The following is a 19,910-nucleotide window of genomic DNA, read 5'->3' on the forward strand; positions in this document are numbered from 1 at the left end:
CTCAGTACGCGCGAGCGCGGTCGACGGCGTCGAGGATGCGGTCGAGCCCCGGCAGGAACTCTTCCTCGACCCGGCTGGGCGGGTAGGGCAGGTCGTAGCCGGTGACGCGCTGCACGGGCGCCTCGAGCGAGTAGAAGCACTCCTCGGTGATCCGCGACGCCACCTCGGCGCCGAGACCGAGGGTGCGCTGCGCCTCGTGGACGACGACCGCGTGGCCCGTGCGCCGCACGGACTCGATCACCGGCCCGAGGTCGAGCGGGGACAGGGTCCGCAGGTCGATGACCTCCAGGTCGATGCCCTCCTCGGCGGCCGCGGCGGCCGACTCCAGACAGGTCTTGACCATCGGGCCGTACGCGATCAGCGTCGCGTCGGTGCCGGGCCGCACGACGCGGGACGCGAACAGCGGCAGGGACGTCGAGCCGGTGTCGACCTGGCCGGACTCCCAGTACCGGCGCTTGGGCTCCATGAACACGACCGGGTCGTCGGACTCGATCGCCTGCTGGATCATCCAGTGGGCATCGTGCGGGTCCGCGCACGAGACGACCTTGAGCCCGGCGGTCAGCGCGAACTGCGCCTCGGGGCTGTCGGAGTGGTGCTCGACCGCGCCAATGCCGCCGCCGAACGGGATGCGGATCACGATCGGCATCGGGATCTTGCCGCCGCTGCGGAAGTGCAGCCGGGAGACCTGGCTGACGATCTGGTCGTACGCGGGGTAGACGAAGCCGTCGAACTGGATCTCCACGACAGGGCGGAAACCGCGGAACGTCATGCCGATCGCGGTGCCGAGGATCGCGGACTCCGCGAGCGGCGTGTCCATGACCCGGCCCTCGCCGAAGTCCTTCTGCAGGCCCTCGGTCACACGGAAGACACCGCCGAGGCGGCCGACGTCCTCGCCCATCACGATGACCTTGGGGTCCTGGTCCATCGAGGCGCGAAGGCCCGTGTTGAGCGCCTTCACCATCGTCATCTTCTCGGTCATGCGACGCTCCCCTCCAGCGAGTCACGCCACGCGACGTACTCGGCCCGCTGCTGCTCGGTCTCCTCGGTGGTGTCGACGTGGACGTGGTCGAACAGCTCGGCCAGGTCCGGCTCGGGGATGTTCTGGCACGCCTCGCGCAGGTGGACGCCCAGGGCGTCGGCCTCGGCCTGGACCTCGGCGAACCACTCGGCGGGGACGCCCTCCGACACCAGATGGAGGCGTACGCGCTCGATCGCGTCCTTGGCCCGCCACACGTCGGCCTCGGCGGCCTCGCGGTAACGGGTCGGGTCGTCCGAGGTCGTGTGCGGACCCATCCGGTAGGTCACGGCCTCGATCAGGGTCGGCCCCTGGCCGTCGCGCGCCCGCTGCAGGGCGGCGGTCGTGACGGCGTGGCACGCCAGCACGTCGTTGCCGTCGACGCGCACGCCCGGCAGGCCGAACCCGTCCGCGCGCTGGGAGATCGGCACCCGGGTCTGGCGCTCGAGCGGCACCGAGATCGCGTACTGGTTGTTCTGGCAGAAGAAGACGACCGGCGCCTGGTGCACCGCGGCCCAGTCGAGGGCCTCGTTGAAGTCGCCCTGGCTCGTCGCGCCGTCGCCGAGGTACGCGATCGAGGCGGCGTCGCGCTCGGGGTCGCCCGTGCCGACCAGGCCCTCGAGGGTCAGCGCCATCGCGTAGCCGGTCGCGTGCAGGGTCTGCGCGCCGATGATGATGTTGGGCAGGGCGACGTTGTGCTCCGACGGGTCCCAGCCACCGAGGCTCGACCCGCGGAAGATGCCGAGCAGGTGGACCGGGTCCTCGCCGCGGCACAGGACCACCCCGTGGTCGCGGTAGGTGGGGAACGCGAAGTCCTGGGGGCGCAGCGCCCGGGCCGAGCCGACCTGGGCGGCCTCCTGGCCGAGGGCCGGCGGCCACAGGCCCAGCTCGCCGTGGCGCTGCAGGGCGAAGGCCTCGGTGTCCAGGCGCCGGGTCATGACCAGGTCGCGGAAGAGGTCCTGGATGTCGGGGAGCGAGCCGTCGTAGGCGTACTCGGGGCTCGTGGTGCGGACGCCGGCGGGCGTCAGCAGCTGGACGAGCGGGATGTCGGCCACGGTCGGGTCGGACGGATCGGTCATGCGTCTCCCTCAATCTCCCGGGAGGCGGGATCCCCGCTCCGGAGTCGAAGTCTGCGACCCGTCCGCCGTCACGGGGTGGTGGACGGCGGTGGGGTCACGCGAACGTGACGGGCGTCACGATCAGCACCACCGTAGCCGCCCGGAGACCTCAGATCCACCCGGGCGGGCGTCAGGCGGTGTTCCGGGTCCGCCAGGAGCCGGCCAGCTCGATGAGCTGGGCGTTGACCGCGGGCGTGCCGACGCTGATCCGTACGCCCTCACCCGCGAACGGCCGCACCGAGACGGGGTCGCACGCGGCGCTGAAGCTGATGGCGTCCTCGTCGAGCGGCAGCCAGACGAAGTTGGCCTCGGTCTCCGGCACGTGCCAGCCCTGCGCGCGCAGTGCCGCGACCATCGCGATGCGTTCCTGCACGATGAGCTCGACCCGCTCGTCGAGCGCGTCCTGCGCGTCCAGCGACGCGACGGCGGCCGCCTGGGCCACGTCGGTGACCGTGAAGGGCGGCGTGGCCTTGCGGATCGACTCGGCGACCTCGGGACGGGCGATCGCGTACCCGACCCGCAGCCCCGCCAGCCCGTACGCCTTGGAGAAGGTGCGCAGGACCACGACGTTGTCGTGGTCGGCGAGCGCGTCGAGCCCCTTCGCAGCGGCGGGGTCACGGACGAACTCGACGTACGCCTCGTCGATGACGACCATCACGTGGTCGGGCACGCGGGCGAGGAAGGACCGCAGCTCCGCGGCGGTCACGACGGGCCCCGTCGGGTTGTTGGGGGTGCAGACCAGGACGACCTTGGTGCGCTCGGTGATCGCGTCCGCCATCGCGTCGAGGTCGTGGCCCGCGTCGGGCCGCAGCGGGACGCGGACGGCGGTGGCACCGGTCAGGTCGATCGCGATCGGGTACGCCTCGAACGACCGCCAGGCGTGGACGATCTCGTCGCCGTCCTCCAGGTGGGCGTTGAGCAGCGAGAACAGGACCGCGACCGAGCCGGTGCCGGCCGCGAAGTGGTCCGGCGACAGTCCGAGGCGCTTGGCCAGGGCGTCGTACAGCGTGGTCATGCCGGCGTCGGGGTACCGGTTCATCCGGCCGAGCTCGGCGGCCGCGCGCTCCATCACCCCGGGCAGGGGGGCGTACGGGTTCTCGTTGCTGGAGAGCTTGTGCTCCTCGGTCAGCGCGGCCTTGCCGGCGCGGTAGAGCGGGATCCCGTCGAGGGCCTTGCGGGCACGCGGTGCAGACATGCAGCCCAACGTATCCCCGGCCGGTGCGGCTGACAGAATCGTGGGGTGCCAGCCCGCAACCCGCGCCTCGGGTACGTCCTCGTCATCGTCGCGGCGGTGCTGTTCGGCATCAACGGCGGCGTCTCGCGCGTCGCGATGGGGTCGGGCCTGACCCCGGAGGCGTTCACGACGCTGCGCATCACGGGTGCCACGGCGGTGTTCGTCGCGTACGCCGCGTGCTTCCGCCGGACCGCCCTGCGACGCCCGCGGGGCAGCGCGCTGATCCTGGTCATGGCGCTCGGGCTCGTCGGGGTCACCGGTCTGCAGCTGACGTACAACGTCGCGATCGACCGCCTGCCGCTCGGCATCGCCCTGCTGATCGAGTACCTCGCCCCGGTCCTCGTGGTGCTGTGGGTCCGTTTCGTCCGCAAGGAGCACGTGCGCCCACGGATGTGGGCCGCGGTCGCGCTGTCGGTCGTCGGGCTCGCGGTCGTCGGCCGGGTCTGGAACGGCATCGAGCTGGACGGGCTGGGCGTCCTGATGGCCCTGCTCGCGGCGGTCTGCTTCGCGGCGTACTTCCTCATCGGCGAGCACAACGTCGGCTTCGACGACCCGCTGCGGGTCATCCTCTGGGCGTTCGTCGTGGCGACCGTCGCGATGAACCTCATCCAGCCGATCTGGACGACGCCGGACCTGCCCGGCAGCACCACGCTGCTGGGCCGCCTGGACGGTCACGACGTCAACCCGTGGGTCGTCGTGGGCGTCGTCGTGGTGATGGGGACGGTCCTGCCGTTCTTCCTCGAGATGATCGCGCTGCAGCACCTGCCCGCCACGGTCGTGACCGTCGTCGCGATGCTCGAGCCGGTCATCGCGAACGTCCTGGGCTGGGCGTGGTTCCGCGAGTCGCTGACCCCCGTCCAGCTCGTCGGCGCCGCCGCCGTCCTGGCCGGCATCGTCCTGGCCCAGACGTCCCGGCGGGCAGAGCTCACGATCCCTGCGCCCTGACCGCGACGGTCCCGCGACCCGAGGTGCAACAATCGGGGCCATGGAGCGTTTCCTCTCGACCTGGTTCGTCAGTGCCGTCGCCCTCTGCGTGGCGGCCTGGCTGCTCGGTGACCACATGGGCATCGGCGAGTCCGACGACCCGACGTCGACGCGCATCATCGCGGTGCTGCTCGTCGCCCTGGTGTTCACGATCGTCAACGCCATCGTCGGCCCGATCATCAAGGTGCTGTCGCTGCCGTTCATCATCGTCACGCTCGGCCTCGCACTGCTCGTCATCAACGCGCTGCTGCTGCTCCTCACCGAGAAGATCACCGACGCGTTCGACGTCGCGTTCCACATCGACGGCTTCTGGTGGGCCGTGCTGGCCTCGATCGTCATCTCGCTGAGCCAGTCGATCGTCGGCGCGTTCGTGAACCCGCCGGAGCGCAACGTCCGCATCATCCGCCGCTGACGTGGCCTACCGCATCGCCCTGGTCTGCCTGGGCAACATCTGCCGCTCGCCCACCGCCCACGTCGTCCTCGAGGACCGGCTGGCCGCTGCGGGGCTCGCCGACCGGGTCGAGGTCGTGTCGGCCGGCACGGGTGACTGGCACGTCGGCCAGCCCATGGACCCGCGGTCTGCCGCGGTGCTGCGCGAGGCCGGGTACGACCCGTCCCGCCATCGGGCCCGGACCTTCGACACCGACTGGTACGCCGAGAACGACCTGCTGCTGGCGATGGACCACAGCAACCGGGCCGACATGATCGATCTGGCGCCGACGGTGGCGCAGCAGGAGCAGGTGCACCTGTTCCGCGAGTTCGACCCCGAGGCGTCGGCCGGCGACGACGAGGTGCCCGACCCGTGGCACGGCGGCGACGAGGGCTTCGCGCTCGTCCTGGCGATGATCGAGCGGACCACCGACGAGCTGGTGCGGCGACTCCCCGAGCTGATGACGTCCTGACGGCGGCCCCCGGGCGGACCACTGCCACGCGGTAACGTCGAGGGCATGGCACGCATGGCAGGGACCGCCGCACGGGCCGAGGCGCTCCTCGGGCTCGGCGTCGTCTCGACGACCCCTGTGGCCGGCGGTGACATCTGCACCGCGACCCGTCTGCGGCTGACCGACGGACGCGGCGCGATGATCAAGACCCGCCCGCACGCCCCGGCCGGCTTCTTCCCTCGCGAGGCCGAGGGACTGCAGTGGCTCGCCGAGGCGGGCGGCGCGAAGGTCCCGACCGTGCTGGCCGTTGCCGAGGACTGTCTCGTCGTGGACTGGGTCGAGCCGGGCAAGCCGACGCCCGACGTCGCCGAGCGGTTCGGGCGCGACCTGGCCACGACCCACCGGGCGGGCGCGGACACGTTCGGCGCCGTGAAGGATGGCTTCATCGGCCTGGCGCCGCTGCCCAACCGCCCGTTGCCGACCTGGCCGGAGTTCTTCGCCTCCCGACGGGTCATGCCGTACGTCCGGGCCGCGGTCGACCGCCAGGCGCTGACGGTCGAGCAGGCGACCACGATCGAGACCGCGATGCGCCGCATCCACGACCTCGCCGGTCCCGCCGAGCCGCCGGCGCGGATCCACGGGGACCTCTGGTCGGGCAACCTGGTGTGGGGATCGGACGGCGACGTCTGGATCATCGACCCGGCGGCCCACGGCGGCCACCGGGAGACCGACCTCGCGATGCTGTCGCTGTTCGGCGCCCCGCACCTGCAGCGCATCCTCGACGCCTACGCCGAGGCGTACCCGCTCGCCGAGGGCTGGCACGACCGCCTGCCCCTGCACCAGCTGCACCCCCTGCTCGTGCACGCGGTCCTCTTCGGCGGCACGTACGGTGCCCGGGCGGCCGCCGCGGCGCAGGCCGCCCTCTCGGCCTGACACGGATCCTCGGGATCTCAGGACTCCTTCAGGCACCCCGGGCAGACTGTCACCCATGCGCATCCTTGTCGTCGACGATGACCGCGCCGTGCGCGACTCGTTGCGCCGGTCCCTGGAGTTCAACGGCTACACGGTCGACCTCGCGTCCGACGGCGCCGAGGCGCTCGCCCGGGTGCCCCAGATCAACCCCGACGCCATCGTCATGGACGTCATGATGCCCAAGCTCGACGGCCTGGAGGCGACGCGCGCGCTGCGCAACGCGGGCAACGACGTGCCGATCCTCGTGCTCACCGCCCGCGACGCCGTGTCGGACCGGGTCGACGGCCTCGACGCCGGCGCCGACGACTACCTGACCAAGCCGTTCGCGCTGGAGGAGCTGCTGGCGCGCATCCGCTCGCTGCTGCGCCGGTCCTCCCGGGCGGCCGAGGTCAAGCCGGACGAGGCGCCCCTGACCTTCGCCGATCTCTCGCTGGACCCGGTCACCCGTGACGTCACCCGGGGCAACCGGTCGCTGTCGCTGACGCGCACCGAGTTCGCCCTGCTCGAGCTGTTCCTGCAGCGGCCGCGGCGCGTCCTCGAGCGGTCGTTCATCCTGGAGGAGGTCTGGGGCTTCGACTTCCCCACGACGGCGAACTCGCTCGAGGTGTACGTCGGCTACGTCCGGCGCAAGCTGGAGGCCGAGGGCGAACCGCGACTGCTGCACACCGTGCGTGGCGTCGGGTACGTCCTGCGCGAGACGCCGCCGTGATCGACAGCGTCCATCGCGCCCTGCAGAGGATCACCGGGCGCATGACGCTGGCCCTGCGCGTCGCGATACTCACGACCATGGCGGTCGCGGCGGTGCTGGGCCTGGTCAGCGCGCTGGTGTACGTCGTGGTGCGCGCCGAGTTCGAGAGCTCACTGGACGAGTCGATGCTGCGGCGCGCCGACGCCGCGGTCAACGCCGGGATCGCCCAAACCGCGATCTCCCAGGGGCTGCCCGCCCAGCTGCAGGAGATCGCCGACGTCCAGATCTTCATCGTCAAGGGCGGCCGGCTGTTCGCGAGCGACGACAACACCCCCGACACCGTCGTGCCGTTCAAGAGCTACCGCGAGGTCGAGGTCTCGGTCGGCCAGACCCCGCAGTCGATGCGGACCGTCACGATCAACGGGACGCCGTACCGAGTCGTGGCGGTGCAGGCGGGGACGGGCACCGCCCTCGTCGTGGCCCAGTCGATGGAGTCGATCGACCGGGCGCTGGAGCGGCTCCAGCTCATCCTGATCCTGTCCACGATCGCCGGCGTGGCGATCGCCGGGCTCGCCGGCTGGGCGGTCGCGACGAACGGCCTGCGTCCCGTCCGCCGGCTGACCGAGGCGACCGAGCGCGTCGCCCGCACGTCCGAGCTCGAGCCGATCGAGGTCACCGGGCACGACGAGCTGGCCCGCCTGACGACGTCCTTCAACGCGATGCTCCAGGCCCTCGACGCGTCGCAGGAGCGCCAGCGCCAGCTCGTCGCCGACGCCGGGCACGAGCTGCGCACCCCGTTGACCAGTCTGCGCACCAACATCGAGCTCATCGGCCAGGCCGCGGACAGCAGCGACCGCCAGCTCAGCGCCGACCAGCGCCACGAGATCATGGACGACGTCCGCGCCCAGCTCGAGGAGCTGACGACGCTCGTGGGCGACCTGGTCGAGCTCGCCCGCGACGAGCCGATGACCCGGGCCCCCGAGCCCCTCGACCTCGCCGACGTGGTCCGGCAGGCCGTCGAGCGCGTGCGCCTGCGGGCGCACGACGTGCAGCTCGACGTCGACCTCAGGTCCTGGATGGTCATGGGCGAGCCGCAGCTGCTGGAGCGGGCCGTCACCAACCTGCTGGACAACGCGACGAAGTGGAGCCCGCCCGGCGGCCGGATCCGCGTACGCCTCGAGGACGGCGTCCTGACCATCGCCGACGAGGGGCCCGGCATCAGCCCCGAGGACCTGCCGCACATCTTCGACCGGTTCTACCGCTCGAGCGAGGCGCGGACGCTGCCCGGCTCGGGGCTGGGCCTCTCGATCGTCAAACGGGCCGCGGAGCGCCACGGCGGCACGGTTGAGGTGTCGTCGCCGCCATCGGGCGGGACGACGTTCACTCTCACCCTGCCGGAGACCGCGCCGGACGAGTGACGGCACGTTCTTGCCTCGCTCACACTCCGCTCTCAGAACCATCTCAGTGATAGGCGAGAATCTATGTCCATGACCGATTCGAACGACCCGTTCGCCGCCAAGCCCTACGTCCCGCCGGCGGACCGCGACCAGAACGACCCCCAGCCCGCCGAGCCCGCGACCCAGGCGCCGGAGAGTGCGCCGTCCGAGCCGGTCGTGTCGCAGCCTGTCGTGTCGCAGCCCCCGGCGCCGCCCGCTCCCTCCGGTCCGGAGCCCACCCCCACGTCCGAGGGCGGCCCGGGCACCGTGCCGCAGGCGGACTACCCGCCGGCGCCCGAGGACCACACGCACCGCTACGAGGCGATGGCGTCGGACCAGAACACCGGCGCGGGCGCGCCCGCGTACTCGTCGGCCCCCGCCGACCAGCGGGGCTACGAGCCCACCGCACCGCTGCCCCCGTTCGCCGGTGACGGCTCCGGACAGGCCGGCTCCGGCTCCACGGGCACGACCCCGCCGAAGAAGCGGCGCGGCCGCGCCCTCGCCGGCGCCCTCGCCCTGCTGGTGCTGGCCGGCGGCGCCGGTTTCGGCGGCGCGTACGTCTACGACCAGACCAATGACGACTCCGGCACCAGCGGCAGCACGGTCAGCTCGCTGGACAAGGACAACTCGGCGACCGACACCAAGGTGAGCGGCGGCACCGTCCAGGCCGTCGCGGCGAAGGTCCTGCCGTCCGTCGTGCAGATCAACGTGAAGGGCCAGCAGGAGTCCGGCTCGGGCACCGGCATCATCATCAGCTCGGACGGCGAGATCCTCACCAACAACCACGTCGTGGACGTCGCCGGCGACGGCGGCACGATCACCGTGGCGTTCAACGACGGCAGCAACGCCAAGGCCGAGATCGTGGGCACCGACGTGAAGACGGATCTCGCGGTCATCAAGGCCGAAGGCAAGAGCGGCCTGGAGCCGGCGACGCTCGGCGACTCCGCCGACCTCAAGGTCGGTCAGGAGGTCATCGCGATCGGCTCGCCGTTCGGCCTCGAGAGCACCGTCACGTCCGGCATCATCTCGGCGCTCAACCGCCCCGTGTCGTCCTCGGACGGCACCGGGACCGGGACCCCGACGACGTTCCCCGCGGTCCAGACCGACGCCGCGATCAACCCGGGCAACTCGGGCGGACCGCTGGTCGACCTCGAGGGCAACGTCATCGCGATCAACTCCGCGATCCGCTCCGGCACCACGACGTCCGGCGAGTCCGGCTCGATCGGCCTGGGCTTCGCGATCCCGATCGACCTGGCCAAGAACGTGGCCAAGCAGCTGCTGGACGGCAAGAAGGTGCAGCACGCGCAGATCGGCGTGAGCGTCGACAACTTCCTCGGCCCCGACGGCATCACGGGTGTCGGCGCCCAGGTCGAGGGCGTCACCGCCGGCGGTGCCGCGGAGAAGGCCGGGCTCAAGAAGGGCGACGTCATCACCGCGGTCAACGGCACGCTGATCCCGAGCTCGGAAGCCCTGGTCGCGGCGGTCCGCGGCTTCAACCCCGGCGAGAAGATCACGCTGACGTACACCCGCGGCGGCAAGAAGGCCGAGACGGACGTGACCCTCGGGTCCGACGGCGGCAAGACCGAGTAGGACACGTCACCGCCACGGCCCCGGCCTCGTCCCTGCGACGAGACCGGGGCCGTCGTCCGTCCTCGGCCATCCCAGGTGGATGGCCGATTCCCGCTCGTCCTCGCCGGTGACCGCCACTAGCGTGACGGTGTGAAGACCGATCGCGACCTGTCCCTGCCGGCCCTCCTCGTCACGGTGGTGCTGTGGGCGTCGGCGTTCGTCGCGATCCGGGCCGTGGGCGACACGTTCTCCCCGGGCTCGCTGACGCTCGGACGGCTCGTGGTCGGCGCGGTGGCGCTCCTCGCGGTGGCTCGACCGACGGCCGCCGGGATCCCCCGCGGCCGCATCCTGGGCCTCGTGGTCGTCTACGGCCTGACCTGGTCCGTCGCCTACAACATCGCGCTCAACGCCGCCGAGCGCGATCTCGACGCCGGCACGACGGCGCTGATCGTCAACATCGCTCCAGCGCTGATCGCCCTGCTCGCCGGGTTCATCTTCAAGGACGGCTTCCCGCGGCCACTCATCATCGGGATGCTGGTCGCGTTCGCGGGCGTCGCGCTGATCGCGCTCGGCGGCGACCAGCACGCGGCCGGCGGCCAGTCCCCGTCCACCGCCGGTGTGGTGCTGTGCGTGCTCGCCGCACTCTTCTACGCCACCGGCGCCCTCGTGCAGAAGCCGGTGCTGGCCTTCGTCAGCCCGGTCATGTGCGTGTGGCTCGGCTGCGTGGTCGGCGTCGTCGCGTGCCTGCCCTTCGCCCCCGCCCTGGTCGACGAGGTCTCCACCGCCTCGGTCCACGACCTGCTGTGGCTCGTCTACCTGGGTGTCTTCCCCACCGCCATCGGCTTCAGCACGTGGTCCTACGCCCTGCAGCGGATCTCCGCCGGCCAGGCCGCGTCCACGACCTACCTGGTGCCGGCGGTCGCGACCCTCGTGTCGTGGGCGGTGCTCGACGAGGTGCCGGTCGCGCTGGCGTTCGTCGGCGGGGCGCTGTGCCTGGTCGGCGTGGCGATCACCCGGCTGCGCCCGCGAGGATCTCGCCCACCAGCCCGGGACGGGGTGTCGGCTCGTCGATGAGCTCGCGCTCGAGCCGTGCGGCGGCGTCCTCGTCCAGACCCGCAGCCAGCAGGTTGGCGCGCGCCTTGGCCCGCACCGCCGTGGCCTCGACGGGGCGTCCCGCACCGCCGATGACGTCGTCCACCGACGACTCGATCACGCGACCGTCGGTGAGCGTCACCTCGACGCGGGCGGGGAACCTGGCCGGGAAGCCGGAGTCCTCCCACACCTCGTAGGAGATCCGCCGCGACAGGTCGAGCCGGTCACCGCCCACGGGCGTGTCGAACAGGTCGAGATCGACCCGTCCGTCGACCGCCCGGCCGGCCAGGACGTACGGCAGGCTCCAGCGTCCGTCGTGCGGCGTCCTCGGAGTCTGGCGATCGGCCCACGGCTCGGCGATGACCGGCACCGCGCCCCGGGGGACGTGGCAGTGGATGCGGGCGATCTGCCCGGCCTCGATGCCGTCGTCGAGCACGAGACCGAGGGCCTCCACGAACGGGTGGATGAAGTGGCAGCAGGGGATCAGCTTGAAGGCGGCGTCCGGCAGGTGCCAGCGCTCGCCGAGGGTCGCGAGCTCGTCGCGCAGGCGGTCGGGGGCACCCGCGTCGTCCGCGTAGAGCTGGAAGAAGCCCCGCTCGCCCTCGAGGACGCGTGACGGACCGGTCATGCCCGCGCGAGCCATCTCGGCCGCCCAGATGCCCGAGTGCGCCGCCCACGCGGGCTGTCCGGCCTTGACCGTGCTGCCCTCGTCGAGGAACGCAAAGGTGCCGCCCGGCTGGCTGCCCGCGATGCCGAGGGCGTGGAGCGCGAGCTCGGGGTCGTCGCCGTGCAGGAGCGTCGACACGAGCGCCGCCGCGAACGGACCCGCGGTCGACGTGGTCTGGAACCCGCGGGCCTGCAGCGTGCCCGGGCTCGCCTGGCCCATGCGGATCAGGACCTCCCACGCGAGCGCGTACGCCGACAGCATCGCCGCGCCGTCGGCGCCCGTCTCCTGGGCGACGGCCAGGGCGGCCGGGGCCAGGGTCGCGCTGCCGTGCATCACCGAGGCGACGTGCGTGTCGTCGTACTCGAGCGAGTGGATGTAGGCGCCGTTGACCAGCGCGGCCACCGGAGCCGGCGCGCCGCCGGAGGTGCCGAGCACGCTCGACGGGCCCTGGCCACCCGCGGCCAGCCGGGAGAATCCCTTCAGCGGGCCACGACGGGCACCGAGCGCGCCGACGCCGAGGGCGTCGAGCAGGTGCAGCCGGGCAGACGTCATCACGTCGTCGGGCACCGCGCCGTGCAGGGCGCGTGCGCGGGAGATCAGATCCTCGGTGAGGCTCACGGCGGTCATCGCTGCCACGCCTCGGTGACCAGGGCGCTCCACGGCTCGCCGTCCAGCTCGCGCGTCGTGACCACGCGCCGGGCGAGGGCGGCGAGGTTCGGGGTGGCCGGCGTCAGGCCGGCGATCTTGTCCAGCACCTGGTCCTCCTCGAGCGGCCGGTCGGGTCCGCCGATCGCACTCATGCAGTCCGCCTCGAGCACCGTGCCGGGCTCGTCGGTGAGCCTGACGGTCAGCCGGGCGGGTCGGTCGTGGGGGGCGGCGGGCAGCGGCTCGAACGGGACGAGCCGGACCCGCTCGCGCAGGCTGGCGACCGCCGGGTCGTGGAGCAGCTCCTCGCCGAACGTCCGCGGATCCGTCCTGCCCGTGACGAGCACGGCGGCCACCACGTGGGGCAGGGAGAACTTGCCGGCGAGGGTCGTCGAGGGCGACCGGTTGTCGAGGGAGTACGCGAGCGGGTGGGTCGCGACCACCACCTCGGCGATCTCGTCGATCGACCGTCCCCTGAGCGGTCCCTCGGTCAGCTCGAGCGCCGCCTCGAGCGCCGAGTGCGTGTACTGGCAGGCCGCGTAGATCTTGTGGTAGCCGTCCAGGATCGCCCACCGCCCGGTCGACCCGGTGAGCTCCGCCTCGTCCGTGGCGTGGCCGTAGCCCGCCGCGAAGACGTCGAGCGCTCCGGTCGGCTCGCCTCCGAGTCCGGCGGCGGCGAGGTCCGAGGCGAGGAAGCCCAGCACGGCGCCCGCGCCGGCCCACGCGTTGCGGACCAGCGCTCCGGAGACCGCGTGGCTGAACGGGCCCGACATCGAGAGCGTGACGGCCACGTCGACCGCGGCCATGACCTGCTCGGCCGATCCGGTGCGCAGCCAGGTCACCGCGGCGGCAGCGCCGATCGGCGACAGCGTCGCGTGCGGGTGGAGCACGAGCGGGCGCGGGGCCGGGAAGGCCCGGGCGAAGGCCGTGACGACCTCGTAGCCCAGCACGATCGCGGTCAGCACCTCCTCGACCGTCCGGCCTGTTGCGTCGGCCTCGGCGATGACCGCCGGGACGGTGTACAGCCCGCCGTGACAGGTGGCCGGACGGTAGCCCTCGTCGAGCTCGTCCCACCCCGCCGCGGCCGCGTTCACCGCTGCGACCTTGTCACGCGGGCCGCGGGTGCCGAGAGCGGTCAACGACTCCCCCGGCGCGATCGGGGAGGCGAAGGACTGCGCGAGGGCGATGACCTCGGCGTGCGTCGCGCCCACGACCATCGCGGCCAGGTCGTCCATCAGGACGAGTGCGGCCTTGCGGCGCAGCTCCTCGTCCGCCAGCAGCGACTCCGGCGTGATGCCGTCGATCCGTCGGGCGAGGTCCTCACGCCACGCCGTCCAGCCGGCGGGGACGCCCGTCACGGGCGCGCCGTCGCGGCGAGTCCCGCGAGCCGGCCCAGTCCGACCGCCGTCAGCAGACCGTTCCCGGACGAGTAGCCGCGGCCACCGTGCTGCCCGCTGACGCCGGCGGCCACGCCGCCGACGGCGAAGAGCCCGGGGACGGAGCTGCCGTCCTCGCGCAGGACCCGCCCGTCGGCGTCGATGTCGAGACCGCCCTGGGTGTGGAACAGGCCCGGTGAGACGCGGGACGCCACGTACGGCGCCTCGAGCGGGGCGATGCCGAAGTCGGTCCGGCCGTGCGTGTCCGCCTGGTCGCCCCGCGCGGCCGCCGCGTAGTCCTCGAGGGTCGAGCGCAGCGCGTCGACGTCGACGCCGATGAGGGCGGCGAGCTCCTCGAGCGTGGCGCACTCCTTCGCGCCGCCCATCTCGACGAGCTCGGCGAACTCGTCCTCACGCAGCGTGATGTCCCGGATGCGGGAGTCGTACACCGCCCAGATGGGTGCGGTGCCCTTGACGACCTCGGCCGCGAAGCCGGAGTAGCCGACGATCTCGTCGCCCAGCCGCACACCGCGCGAGTCGACGATCACGCCGCCCTTCTCCTGCGTCGTCCACGACAGGATGGAGCCGTGCGGGTACGCGACCGCGGCGTAGCCCTGGAACGCGCCCTGGTTGCGGAGTCGTCCGCCGAGCTCGAGGCCCCACTCGATGGCCTCGCCGGTCGACCCGTGGGCGCCGAAGTACTCCAGGCCCGCGAGCTCGGGGGCCCACTTCTCGACCAGCGAGCGGTTGGCGGCGTAGCCGTTGGCCGCCAGGATGACCGAGCTCGCCCGGATCGTGTAGCGCTCGGTGCGCTCACCCTCGACCACGACGCCGCGCACGACGCCGTCCTCGACCAGCAGCTCGGTGACGGGGTTGCCGGTGACGACCTCGACGCCGGCCCGGCGGCACGCCGCGACCAGGTCGTTGGACAGGTCGATGCCGCGGCGTGACCGGGGGGCGTGCAGACGGGTCACCGAGTGACCCACGTGCTTGTAGTCCGTGATGAGCGCGAGCTCGATCTTGTGCTCGTCGACGAGCCACTCGACGAGCTCGGCCGACGTCTCGGCGAGCCGGCGGGTCAGGTGCTCGGCCTCGTGCGGCCCGCTCTGGCGCAGCAGGTCGGCGGTCATCCGGTCCGGATCGTCCTCGACCCCCGCCTCGCGCTGGAACCGGGAGCCCGCCGCGGGGATCGAGCCGGTCGACAGGGCTGTGTTCCCGCCCGGGGCGTCGAGCTTCTCGAGCACGACCACGGACGCGCCGCCGTCGGATGCCGCGAGGGCAGCCGCGAGGCCGCCTCCTCCAGCGCCCACGACGATGACGTCGACGTCGATCTCGTTCTCGGGGGCGGTCTGGTCAGAGCTCATGAGTTTCCTTCCGGGCCGCGATCAGCGGCCGCTTCAACAGTGTCAGGACGTGCACCACCACCGGTCAGGCGGTGGGCACCTTGGCGAGCAGCCCGCCGTCGACCAGGATGGACGTGCCGGTCACGAACGAGGCATCGTCCGACGCCAAGTACGCGATGGCGCCCGCGATGTCGGCGGGCGTGCCCATGCGGCCCAGGGGCGCGGCCGCCCCTGCTCCCGCGGCAGCGCCTGCGGGATCGTCCTGGGCATCGAAGTAGCCCTGGAGGTTCGGGGTCAGGATGAAGCCGGGGCACACCGAGTTGACCCGGATGCCGTGCGGTCCGCCGTCCAGGGCCATGGCCTTCGTCATCGCGAGGATCGCACCCTTGGACGCGACGTACGCGGCGTCCTGCGGGAAGCCCGCGAACGACGCGGTCGAGCCGAGGGTGACGATCGAGCCGCCGCGCGGGACCATCGCGGGCCACAGGTGCCGGTTGAGCAGGAACAGGCTCGTCAGGTTGACGTCCATCTGGCGGTGCCACTCCTGCGGCGTCAGCGCGTCGAGCGCGCCGACGACCGTGATGCCCGCCGCGTGCACGACGATGTCGGGTGCACCGTGCTGCTCCAACAGCCCGGGGACGTGGGCGTCGACCTCGGTCTCGACCGCCACGTCGAAGGCGGCCGTGACCGCGGCGTCGCCGCACGACGCGGCCACCTCGGCCAGGCGGTCCTCGTCGCGGCCGAGCAGCACGACCGTCGCGCCCTCCGCGGCGAGGCGCTCAGCGGCACCGCGGCCGATGCCCGAGCTGGCGCCCGAGACCCAGGCGACCTTGCCGTCGAAGCGGCTCATGCGTCGCCGCCCATCGGCAGGGCCGGCTCGCCCGCGGTCCAGCCGCCGTCGACCGCCATCACGACGCCCGTCACGGCCGACGCCCACGAGGACGCGAGGTACGCGATCGTCTGCCCGATCTCCTCGGGCTCGAACATGCGGCCGAGCGGCACGCGGCGCGAGACCGCGGCATCGAGCTCGGGCGTCATCTGCTGCTTGGCCATCGGCGTCAGGGTGAAGCCCGGGCACACCGCGTTGACGCGGATGTTGTCCGGCGCCCAGTCGATCGCGAGCGAACGGGTCAGGGCCGCCACGGCGCCCTTGGAGGCCGAGTACGCCGACTGGTCGGGCAGGCTCACGAGCGCTGCCTGCGACGCGACGTTGACGATCGCGCCGGATCCGGACGCCTTGAGCGCGGCGTACAGCGCCTTGCTGGTGTTGAACGAGCCCACCACGTTGACGTCGTACGTCCGGCGGAAGTCGTCGGCGTCGACCTCCTGCGCGGGCAGGTTCGCGGTGATGATGCCGGCGCAGTTGACCAGGATGTCGACCCGGCCGTGCTCGGCCAGCGCCGCCGAGGCGGCTGCCTCCACCGAGGCCGTGCTGGTGATGTCCGTGCCGACGACGCCGGGAGCCTCGTTGAGGTCCCAGGCGATGACGGTCGCTCCGGCACCGCGCAGCACCTCGACGGTCGCGGCGCCGATGCCCGAGGCGCCTCCGGTGACGATGGCGATCTTGCCGTTCAGGTCGAACATGGTGATTCCTCTCAGTCCTGCGTCGTGGCGGTCGGGTAGTCGATGTAGCCGCGGTCCCCGCCGGCGTAGAAGGTGTCCTCGTCCCACTCCGCACGCGGGGTGCCGGACCTCCAGCGGTCGACGAGATCGGGGTTGGAGATGAACAGCCGGCCCACGCTGACGAGGTCGGCAACGCCGTTCTCGACGATCGGCCCGATCTCGTCGATCTCGCTGGAGCCCATGTAGCCGGTGTTCACGACGTACGTCGAGGGCCAGCGGCGGCGCAGCTCCTCGTGGAGCACCGACGTGCGTCCGCGCAGGGTGTGCAGGTACGCGAAGCCGTCGGCCGCGAGCTCGTCGACGAGGGCCAGGTAGGTGTCCTCGTTGTCGCGGTCGGCCATGTCGTTGAACTGACCGCCCGGGGAGATGCGGATGCCGACGCGCTCGGCACCGATCTGCGCCGCGACCGCGCGGGACAGCTCGACGAGGAAGCGCGCCCGGTTGACCGGGCTGCCGCCGTACTCGTCGTCGCGGCGGTTGGTGCCGGGAGACAGGAACTGGTGGGGCAGGTAGCCGTTCGCGGCGTGGATCTCGACGCCGTCCATGCCCGCGGCCACCGCACGTGCGGCGCACGAGGCGTAGTCCGCGATCGTCGTGGCGATCTCCTTGTGCGTCATCGCCCGCGGCTCGGGCGCAGGCACCATCTCGCCCGTGGCGGTGGCGACCTCGAGGTTCGCGCGGACGGCGCTCGGGGCGAGCTGCGGGCCGCCGTCGGCCTGCAGCGAGGCGTGACCGATGCGACCGGTGTGCATGATCTGCAGGAAGACCCGACCGCCGGCGCCGTGCACCGCGTCCGCGACCCGGGACCACGCGTCCTGCTGGGCGTCGGTGTGCAGGCCCGGCGTGCCGGGGTAGCCCTGTCCGGCGGCGCTGGGCTGGGTCGCCTCGGTGACGATGAGGCCGGCGCACGCGCGCTGGCGGTAGTACTCGATCGCACTGTCCGGCAGGACGCCGTCGACGTCCGCACGGTTGCGCGTCATCGGCGCCATGACGACCCGGTTGGCGAGCTCGATGCCGCCGACCTTCCAGGGCGTGAAGAGGGTGTCAGACACGCGGATCTCCTTCGGTGGGCAGGCCGGCGACGGCCTGCAGCATCTGCATGGTGTTCTGCAGGGACGCGGTCAGGTGCGCCTTCATGGCGAGGCGCGCTCCTTCGGGGTCCCGGGAGGTGAGGGCGGTGATGAGCTGGCGGTGCTCGTCCACCGCCTCGCGGGCACGAGTGCCCGTGGCGCCCGACCGCGAGCGGGCCAGGCGCAGCTGGGTGTTGACCTGCGTGACCGCGTCGGCGAGGCGCTGGTTGCCCGCCTGCCGCACGATCAGCTCGTGGACGTCGAGCGTGTCGAACACGCCGGCCCGAGGCCCGAGACGGACCTCGGAGACGGCCTGCTCCTGGGCCTGCACCAGCGAGCCGAGACCCGAACGGTCGATCCGGATCGCGGCCAGCTCGGCCGCCTCGCACTCGAGCGCGATGCGGACCTCGAACAGCTCCCGCACCTCGCCGAGGTCGAGGCTGCGCACGAACGCGCCCCGGTGCGACTCGAGGGTCACCAGGCCGTGGTGCGCGAGGCGCTGGAGCGCCTCGCGCACCGGGCCGCGGCTGACGCCGAGATCGGCTGCGATCTCGACCTCGTTCAGCCGCGAGCCCGTGGGACGCTCGCCCTGCACGATCTCCTCGCGCAACCGCGCCTCGACCTTGTCGGCCAGGGTGAGGTTGCTGCGGTCGATCCGCGAGACACCGTCCCCGCGGAAGGTGTCAGCCATCGATGTTGACGCACACCGTCTTGACGTCGGTGTAGTCGTGCATGACGTCGTGGCCCATCTCGCGGCCCCAACCGGACTCCTTCATGCCGCCGAACGGCATCGACGGGTCGAAGACGCCGTAGGAGTTGACCCACACCGTGCCGGCCTGGATCCGCGCCGCGACCGAGTGTGCCGTCGAGACGTTGCTGGTCCAGACGCCCGACGCCAGGCCGTACCGCGTGTCGTTCGCCTGGGCGATGACGTCGTCGGTGTCGCTGAAGCGCGAGGCCACGACGACGGGGCCGAAGATCTCCTCCTTGATGATGCGCGCGTCGGGCGCAGCACCCGCGAAGATCGTCGGCTCGATGAAGTAGCCACGCTCGCCGAGGCGGGCGCCGCCGGTGACGACCTCGCCCTCTCCCTTGCCGACCTCGAGGTATCCGCTGACGCGGTCGAAGTGCTCCTTGCTGGCGACCGGGCCGATCTCGCTGGTCGGGTCGAAGCCGTCGCCGACCTTGATCTGGCGGGCCTTCTCGGCCATGCCCGCGATGACCTCGTCGTACACGTCGTCGTGGACGTACAGGCGCGATGCCGCGGCGCACGCCTGGCCGGCGTTGAAGAAGATGCCGGCCGAGGACCCGGCGATCGCGGCCTCGATGTCGGCGTCCGGGAAGATGATGTTGGCGCTCTTGCCGCCGAGCTCGAGGGTGACCCGCTTGAGGTTGCCCTTGGCCGAGTCGAGGATGCGACGACCGGTCGCGGTCGAGCCGGTGAACGACACCTTGTCGACGTCGGGGTGCTCGGCCAGCCGCTGGCCGACCGTCGACCCGTAGCCGTTGACGACGTTGAACACGCCCGGCGGGATGCCGGCCTCGAGAGCGAGCTGGCCCAGGCGCAGAGCCGACAGCGGCGTGGCCTCGGCGGGCTTGAGGACCACCGTGTTGCCGGCGGCGAGGGCCGGGGCGAGCTTCCAGGCGCTGATCGTCAGCGGGAAGTTCCACGGCACGATGAGGCCGACGACGCCGAGCGCCTCACGCCGCGTGTACGTGTGGAAGTTGCCCGGCGCCGAGATCGGGATCGTGGCGCCCTCGAGCTTCGTCGCGAAGCCCGACATGTAGTGGAACAGGCCGGCCGCGGACGGGACGTCGCCGCCCTTGGCGAACGCGAACGGCTTGCCCTGGTCGAGGGTCTCGACGCGGCCCATCTCGTCGGCGTCCGCCAGCAGCAGGTCACCCAGACGCCACAGGGCAGCAGCGCGCTCGTTGGGCTTCATCCGGCGCCACGGGCCGTTCTCGAACGCGTCACGGGCGACCGCGACGGCGCGGTCCACGTCGGCTGCGCTGCCCTCGGCGACCTGGGTGATGACCTCGCCGGTCGACGGGTTGATCGTGTCGAAGACCTTGCCGTCGAGCGCGTCGACGAACTCGCCACCGATCAGCAGCTTGGTGTGCTCGATGGGCGCGTGGATGTCAGGTGTAACAGTCATGGGGTTCTCCTCAGTAGGACGGGGGAAGCGGAGCGGAGCCG

At 72.2% G+C, this 19,910-nt stretch carries 19 protein-coding genes; 8 read left to right on the forward strand and 11 right to left on the reverse strand.

Annotation, left to right across the window (positions count from 1 at the left end):
* Position 1: 1 nt before the first annotated feature.
* The 3 genes from C3E78_RS17245 to hisC form a co-directional block, all read right to left on the reverse strand.
* Complete coding sequence (locus C3E78_RS17245; RefSeq protein ID WP_108580527.1) at positions 2–979, reverse strand: alpha-ketoacid dehydrogenase subunit beta; 978 nt, start codon at positions 977–979, stop codon at positions 2–4.
* On the reverse strand, positions 976–2,094 hold the full coding sequence (gene pdhA, locus C3E78_RS17250; protein WP_108580528.1) for a pyruvate dehydrogenase (acetyl-transferring) E1 component subunit alpha: 1,119 nt from the start codon (positions 2,092–2,094) through the stop codon (positions 976–978). The genes C3E78_RS17245 and pdhA overlap by 4 nt, the downstream gene beginning before the upstream one ends.
* A gap of 169 nt (positions 2,095–2,263) precedes the next feature.
* Positions 2,264–3,328 carry a histidinol-phosphate transaminase gene (gene hisC, locus C3E78_RS17255; protein WP_108580529.1) on the reverse strand — a complete coding sequence of 355 codons (1,065 nt, stop codon included), beginning with the start codon at positions 3,326–3,328 and terminating at the stop codon, positions 2,264–2,266.
* Positions 3,329–3,373: 45 nt separating this feature from the next.
* On the opposite strand from hisC, the gene C3E78_RS17260 reads away from it, so the two are divergent.
* From C3E78_RS17260 to C3E78_RS17295, 8 genes are all read left to right on the forward strand, one after another.
* Complete coding sequence (locus C3E78_RS17260) at positions 3,374–4,312, forward strand: EamA family transporter (RefSeq protein WP_108580530.1); 939 nt, start codon at positions 3,374–3,376, stop codon at positions 4,310–4,312.
* A 40-nt stretch (positions 4,313–4,352) separates the two neighbouring features.
* Positions 4,353–4,763 (forward strand): phage holin family protein, encoded by a 411-nt coding sequence (locus C3E78_RS17265; protein ID WP_108580531.1) that lies wholly within the window; start codon positions 4,353–4,355, stop codon positions 4,761–4,763.
* A gap of 1 nt (position 4,764) precedes the next feature.
* Positions 4,765–5,253, forward strand: a complete 489-nt coding sequence (locus C3E78_RS17270) for a low molecular weight protein-tyrosine-phosphatase (protein WP_108580532.1) — start codon at positions 4,765–4,767, stop codon at positions 5,251–5,253.
* Between the two features lie 45 nt (positions 5,254–5,298).
* Entirely contained in the window at positions 5,299–6,165 is an 867-nt protein-coding gene (locus C3E78_RS17275; protein WP_108580533.1) for a fructosamine kinase family protein, read from the forward strand.
* 55 nt (positions 6,166–6,220) lie between these two features.
* Complete coding sequence (locus C3E78_RS17280; RefSeq protein ID WP_108580534.1) at positions 6,221–6,913, forward strand: response regulator transcription factor; 693 nt, start codon at positions 6,221–6,223, stop codon at positions 6,911–6,913.
* The gene (locus C3E78_RS17285) at positions 6,910–8,310 is read left to right on the forward strand and encodes a sensor histidine kinase (protein WP_235833793.1); all 1,401 of its coding nucleotides are present in this window, start codon (positions 6,910–6,912) and stop codon (positions 8,308–8,310) included. The genes C3E78_RS17280 and C3E78_RS17285 overlap by 4 nt, the downstream gene beginning before the upstream one ends.
* Positions 8,311–8,379: 69 nt before the next feature.
* On the forward strand, positions 8,380–9,918 hold the full coding sequence (locus C3E78_RS17290) for a S1C family serine protease (protein ID WP_235833794.1): 1,539 nt from the start codon (positions 8,380–8,382) through the stop codon (positions 9,916–9,918).
* Positions 9,919–10,047: 129 nt separating this feature from the next.
* Complete coding sequence (locus tag C3E78_RS17295; protein WP_108580535.1) at positions 10,048–10,971, forward strand: DMT family transporter; 924 nt, start codon at positions 10,048–10,050, stop codon at positions 10,969–10,971.
* Here C3E78_RS17295 and C3E78_RS17300 read toward each other — a convergent pair.
* The 8 genes from C3E78_RS17300 to C3E78_RS17335 form a co-directional block, all read right to left on the reverse strand.
* Positions 10,907–12,283, reverse strand: coding sequence for an MmgE/PrpD family protein (locus tag C3E78_RS17300; protein WP_108580536.1), 1,377 nt, complete (start codon positions 12,281–12,283; stop codon positions 10,907–10,909). The genes C3E78_RS17295 and C3E78_RS17300 overlap by 65 nt on opposite strands.
* On the reverse strand, positions 12,280–13,659 hold the full coding sequence (locus C3E78_RS17305; RefSeq protein WP_108580537.1) for an MmgE/PrpD family protein: 1,380 nt from the start codon (positions 13,657–13,659) through the stop codon (positions 12,280–12,282). The genes C3E78_RS17300 and C3E78_RS17305 overlap by 4 nt, the downstream gene beginning before the upstream one ends.
* Positions 13,656–15,041 (reverse strand): FAD-dependent oxidoreductase, encoded by a 1,386-nt coding sequence (locus tag C3E78_RS17310; protein ID WP_108580538.1) that lies wholly within the window; start codon positions 15,039–15,041, stop codon positions 13,656–13,658. The genes C3E78_RS17305 and C3E78_RS17310 overlap by 4 nt, the downstream gene beginning before the upstream one ends.
* A 64-nt stretch (positions 15,042–15,105) precedes the next feature.
* Positions 15,106–15,870 carry an SDR family NAD(P)-dependent oxidoreductase gene (locus tag C3E78_RS17315; protein ID WP_108580539.1) on the reverse strand — a complete coding sequence of 255 codons (765 nt, stop codon included), beginning with the start codon at positions 15,868–15,870 and terminating at the stop codon, positions 15,106–15,108.
* Complete coding sequence (locus tag C3E78_RS17320) at positions 15,867–16,604, reverse strand: SDR family NAD(P)-dependent oxidoreductase (RefSeq protein ID WP_108580540.1); 738 nt, start codon at positions 16,602–16,604, stop codon at positions 15,867–15,869. The genes C3E78_RS17315 and C3E78_RS17320 overlap by 4 nt, the downstream gene beginning before the upstream one ends.
* An 11-nt stretch (positions 16,605–16,615) precedes the next feature.
* On the reverse strand, positions 16,616–17,695 hold the full coding sequence (locus C3E78_RS17325; RefSeq protein WP_108580541.1) for an alkene reductase: 1,080 nt from the start codon (positions 17,693–17,695) through the stop codon (positions 16,616–16,618).
* On the reverse strand, positions 17,688–18,404 hold the full coding sequence (locus tag C3E78_RS17330; protein ID WP_108580542.1) for a GntR family transcriptional regulator: 717 nt from the start codon (positions 18,402–18,404) through the stop codon (positions 17,688–17,690). Before C3E78_RS17330 ends, C3E78_RS17325 begins: the two co-directional genes overlap by 8 nt.
* Positions 18,397–19,869, reverse strand: coding sequence for an aldehyde dehydrogenase family protein (locus tag C3E78_RS17335; RefSeq protein ID WP_108580543.1), 1,473 nt, complete (start codon positions 19,867–19,869; stop codon positions 18,397–18,399). Before C3E78_RS17335 ends, C3E78_RS17330 begins: the two co-directional genes overlap by 8 nt.
* Positions 19,870–19,910: the final 41 nt, after the last annotated feature.

The sequence above is a fragment of the Aeromicrobium chenweiae genome, assembly GCF_003065605.1.
GTDB classification, from domain to species: domain Bacteria; phylum Actinomycetota; class Actinomycetes; order Propionibacteriales; family Nocardioidaceae; genus Aeromicrobium; species Aeromicrobium chenweiae.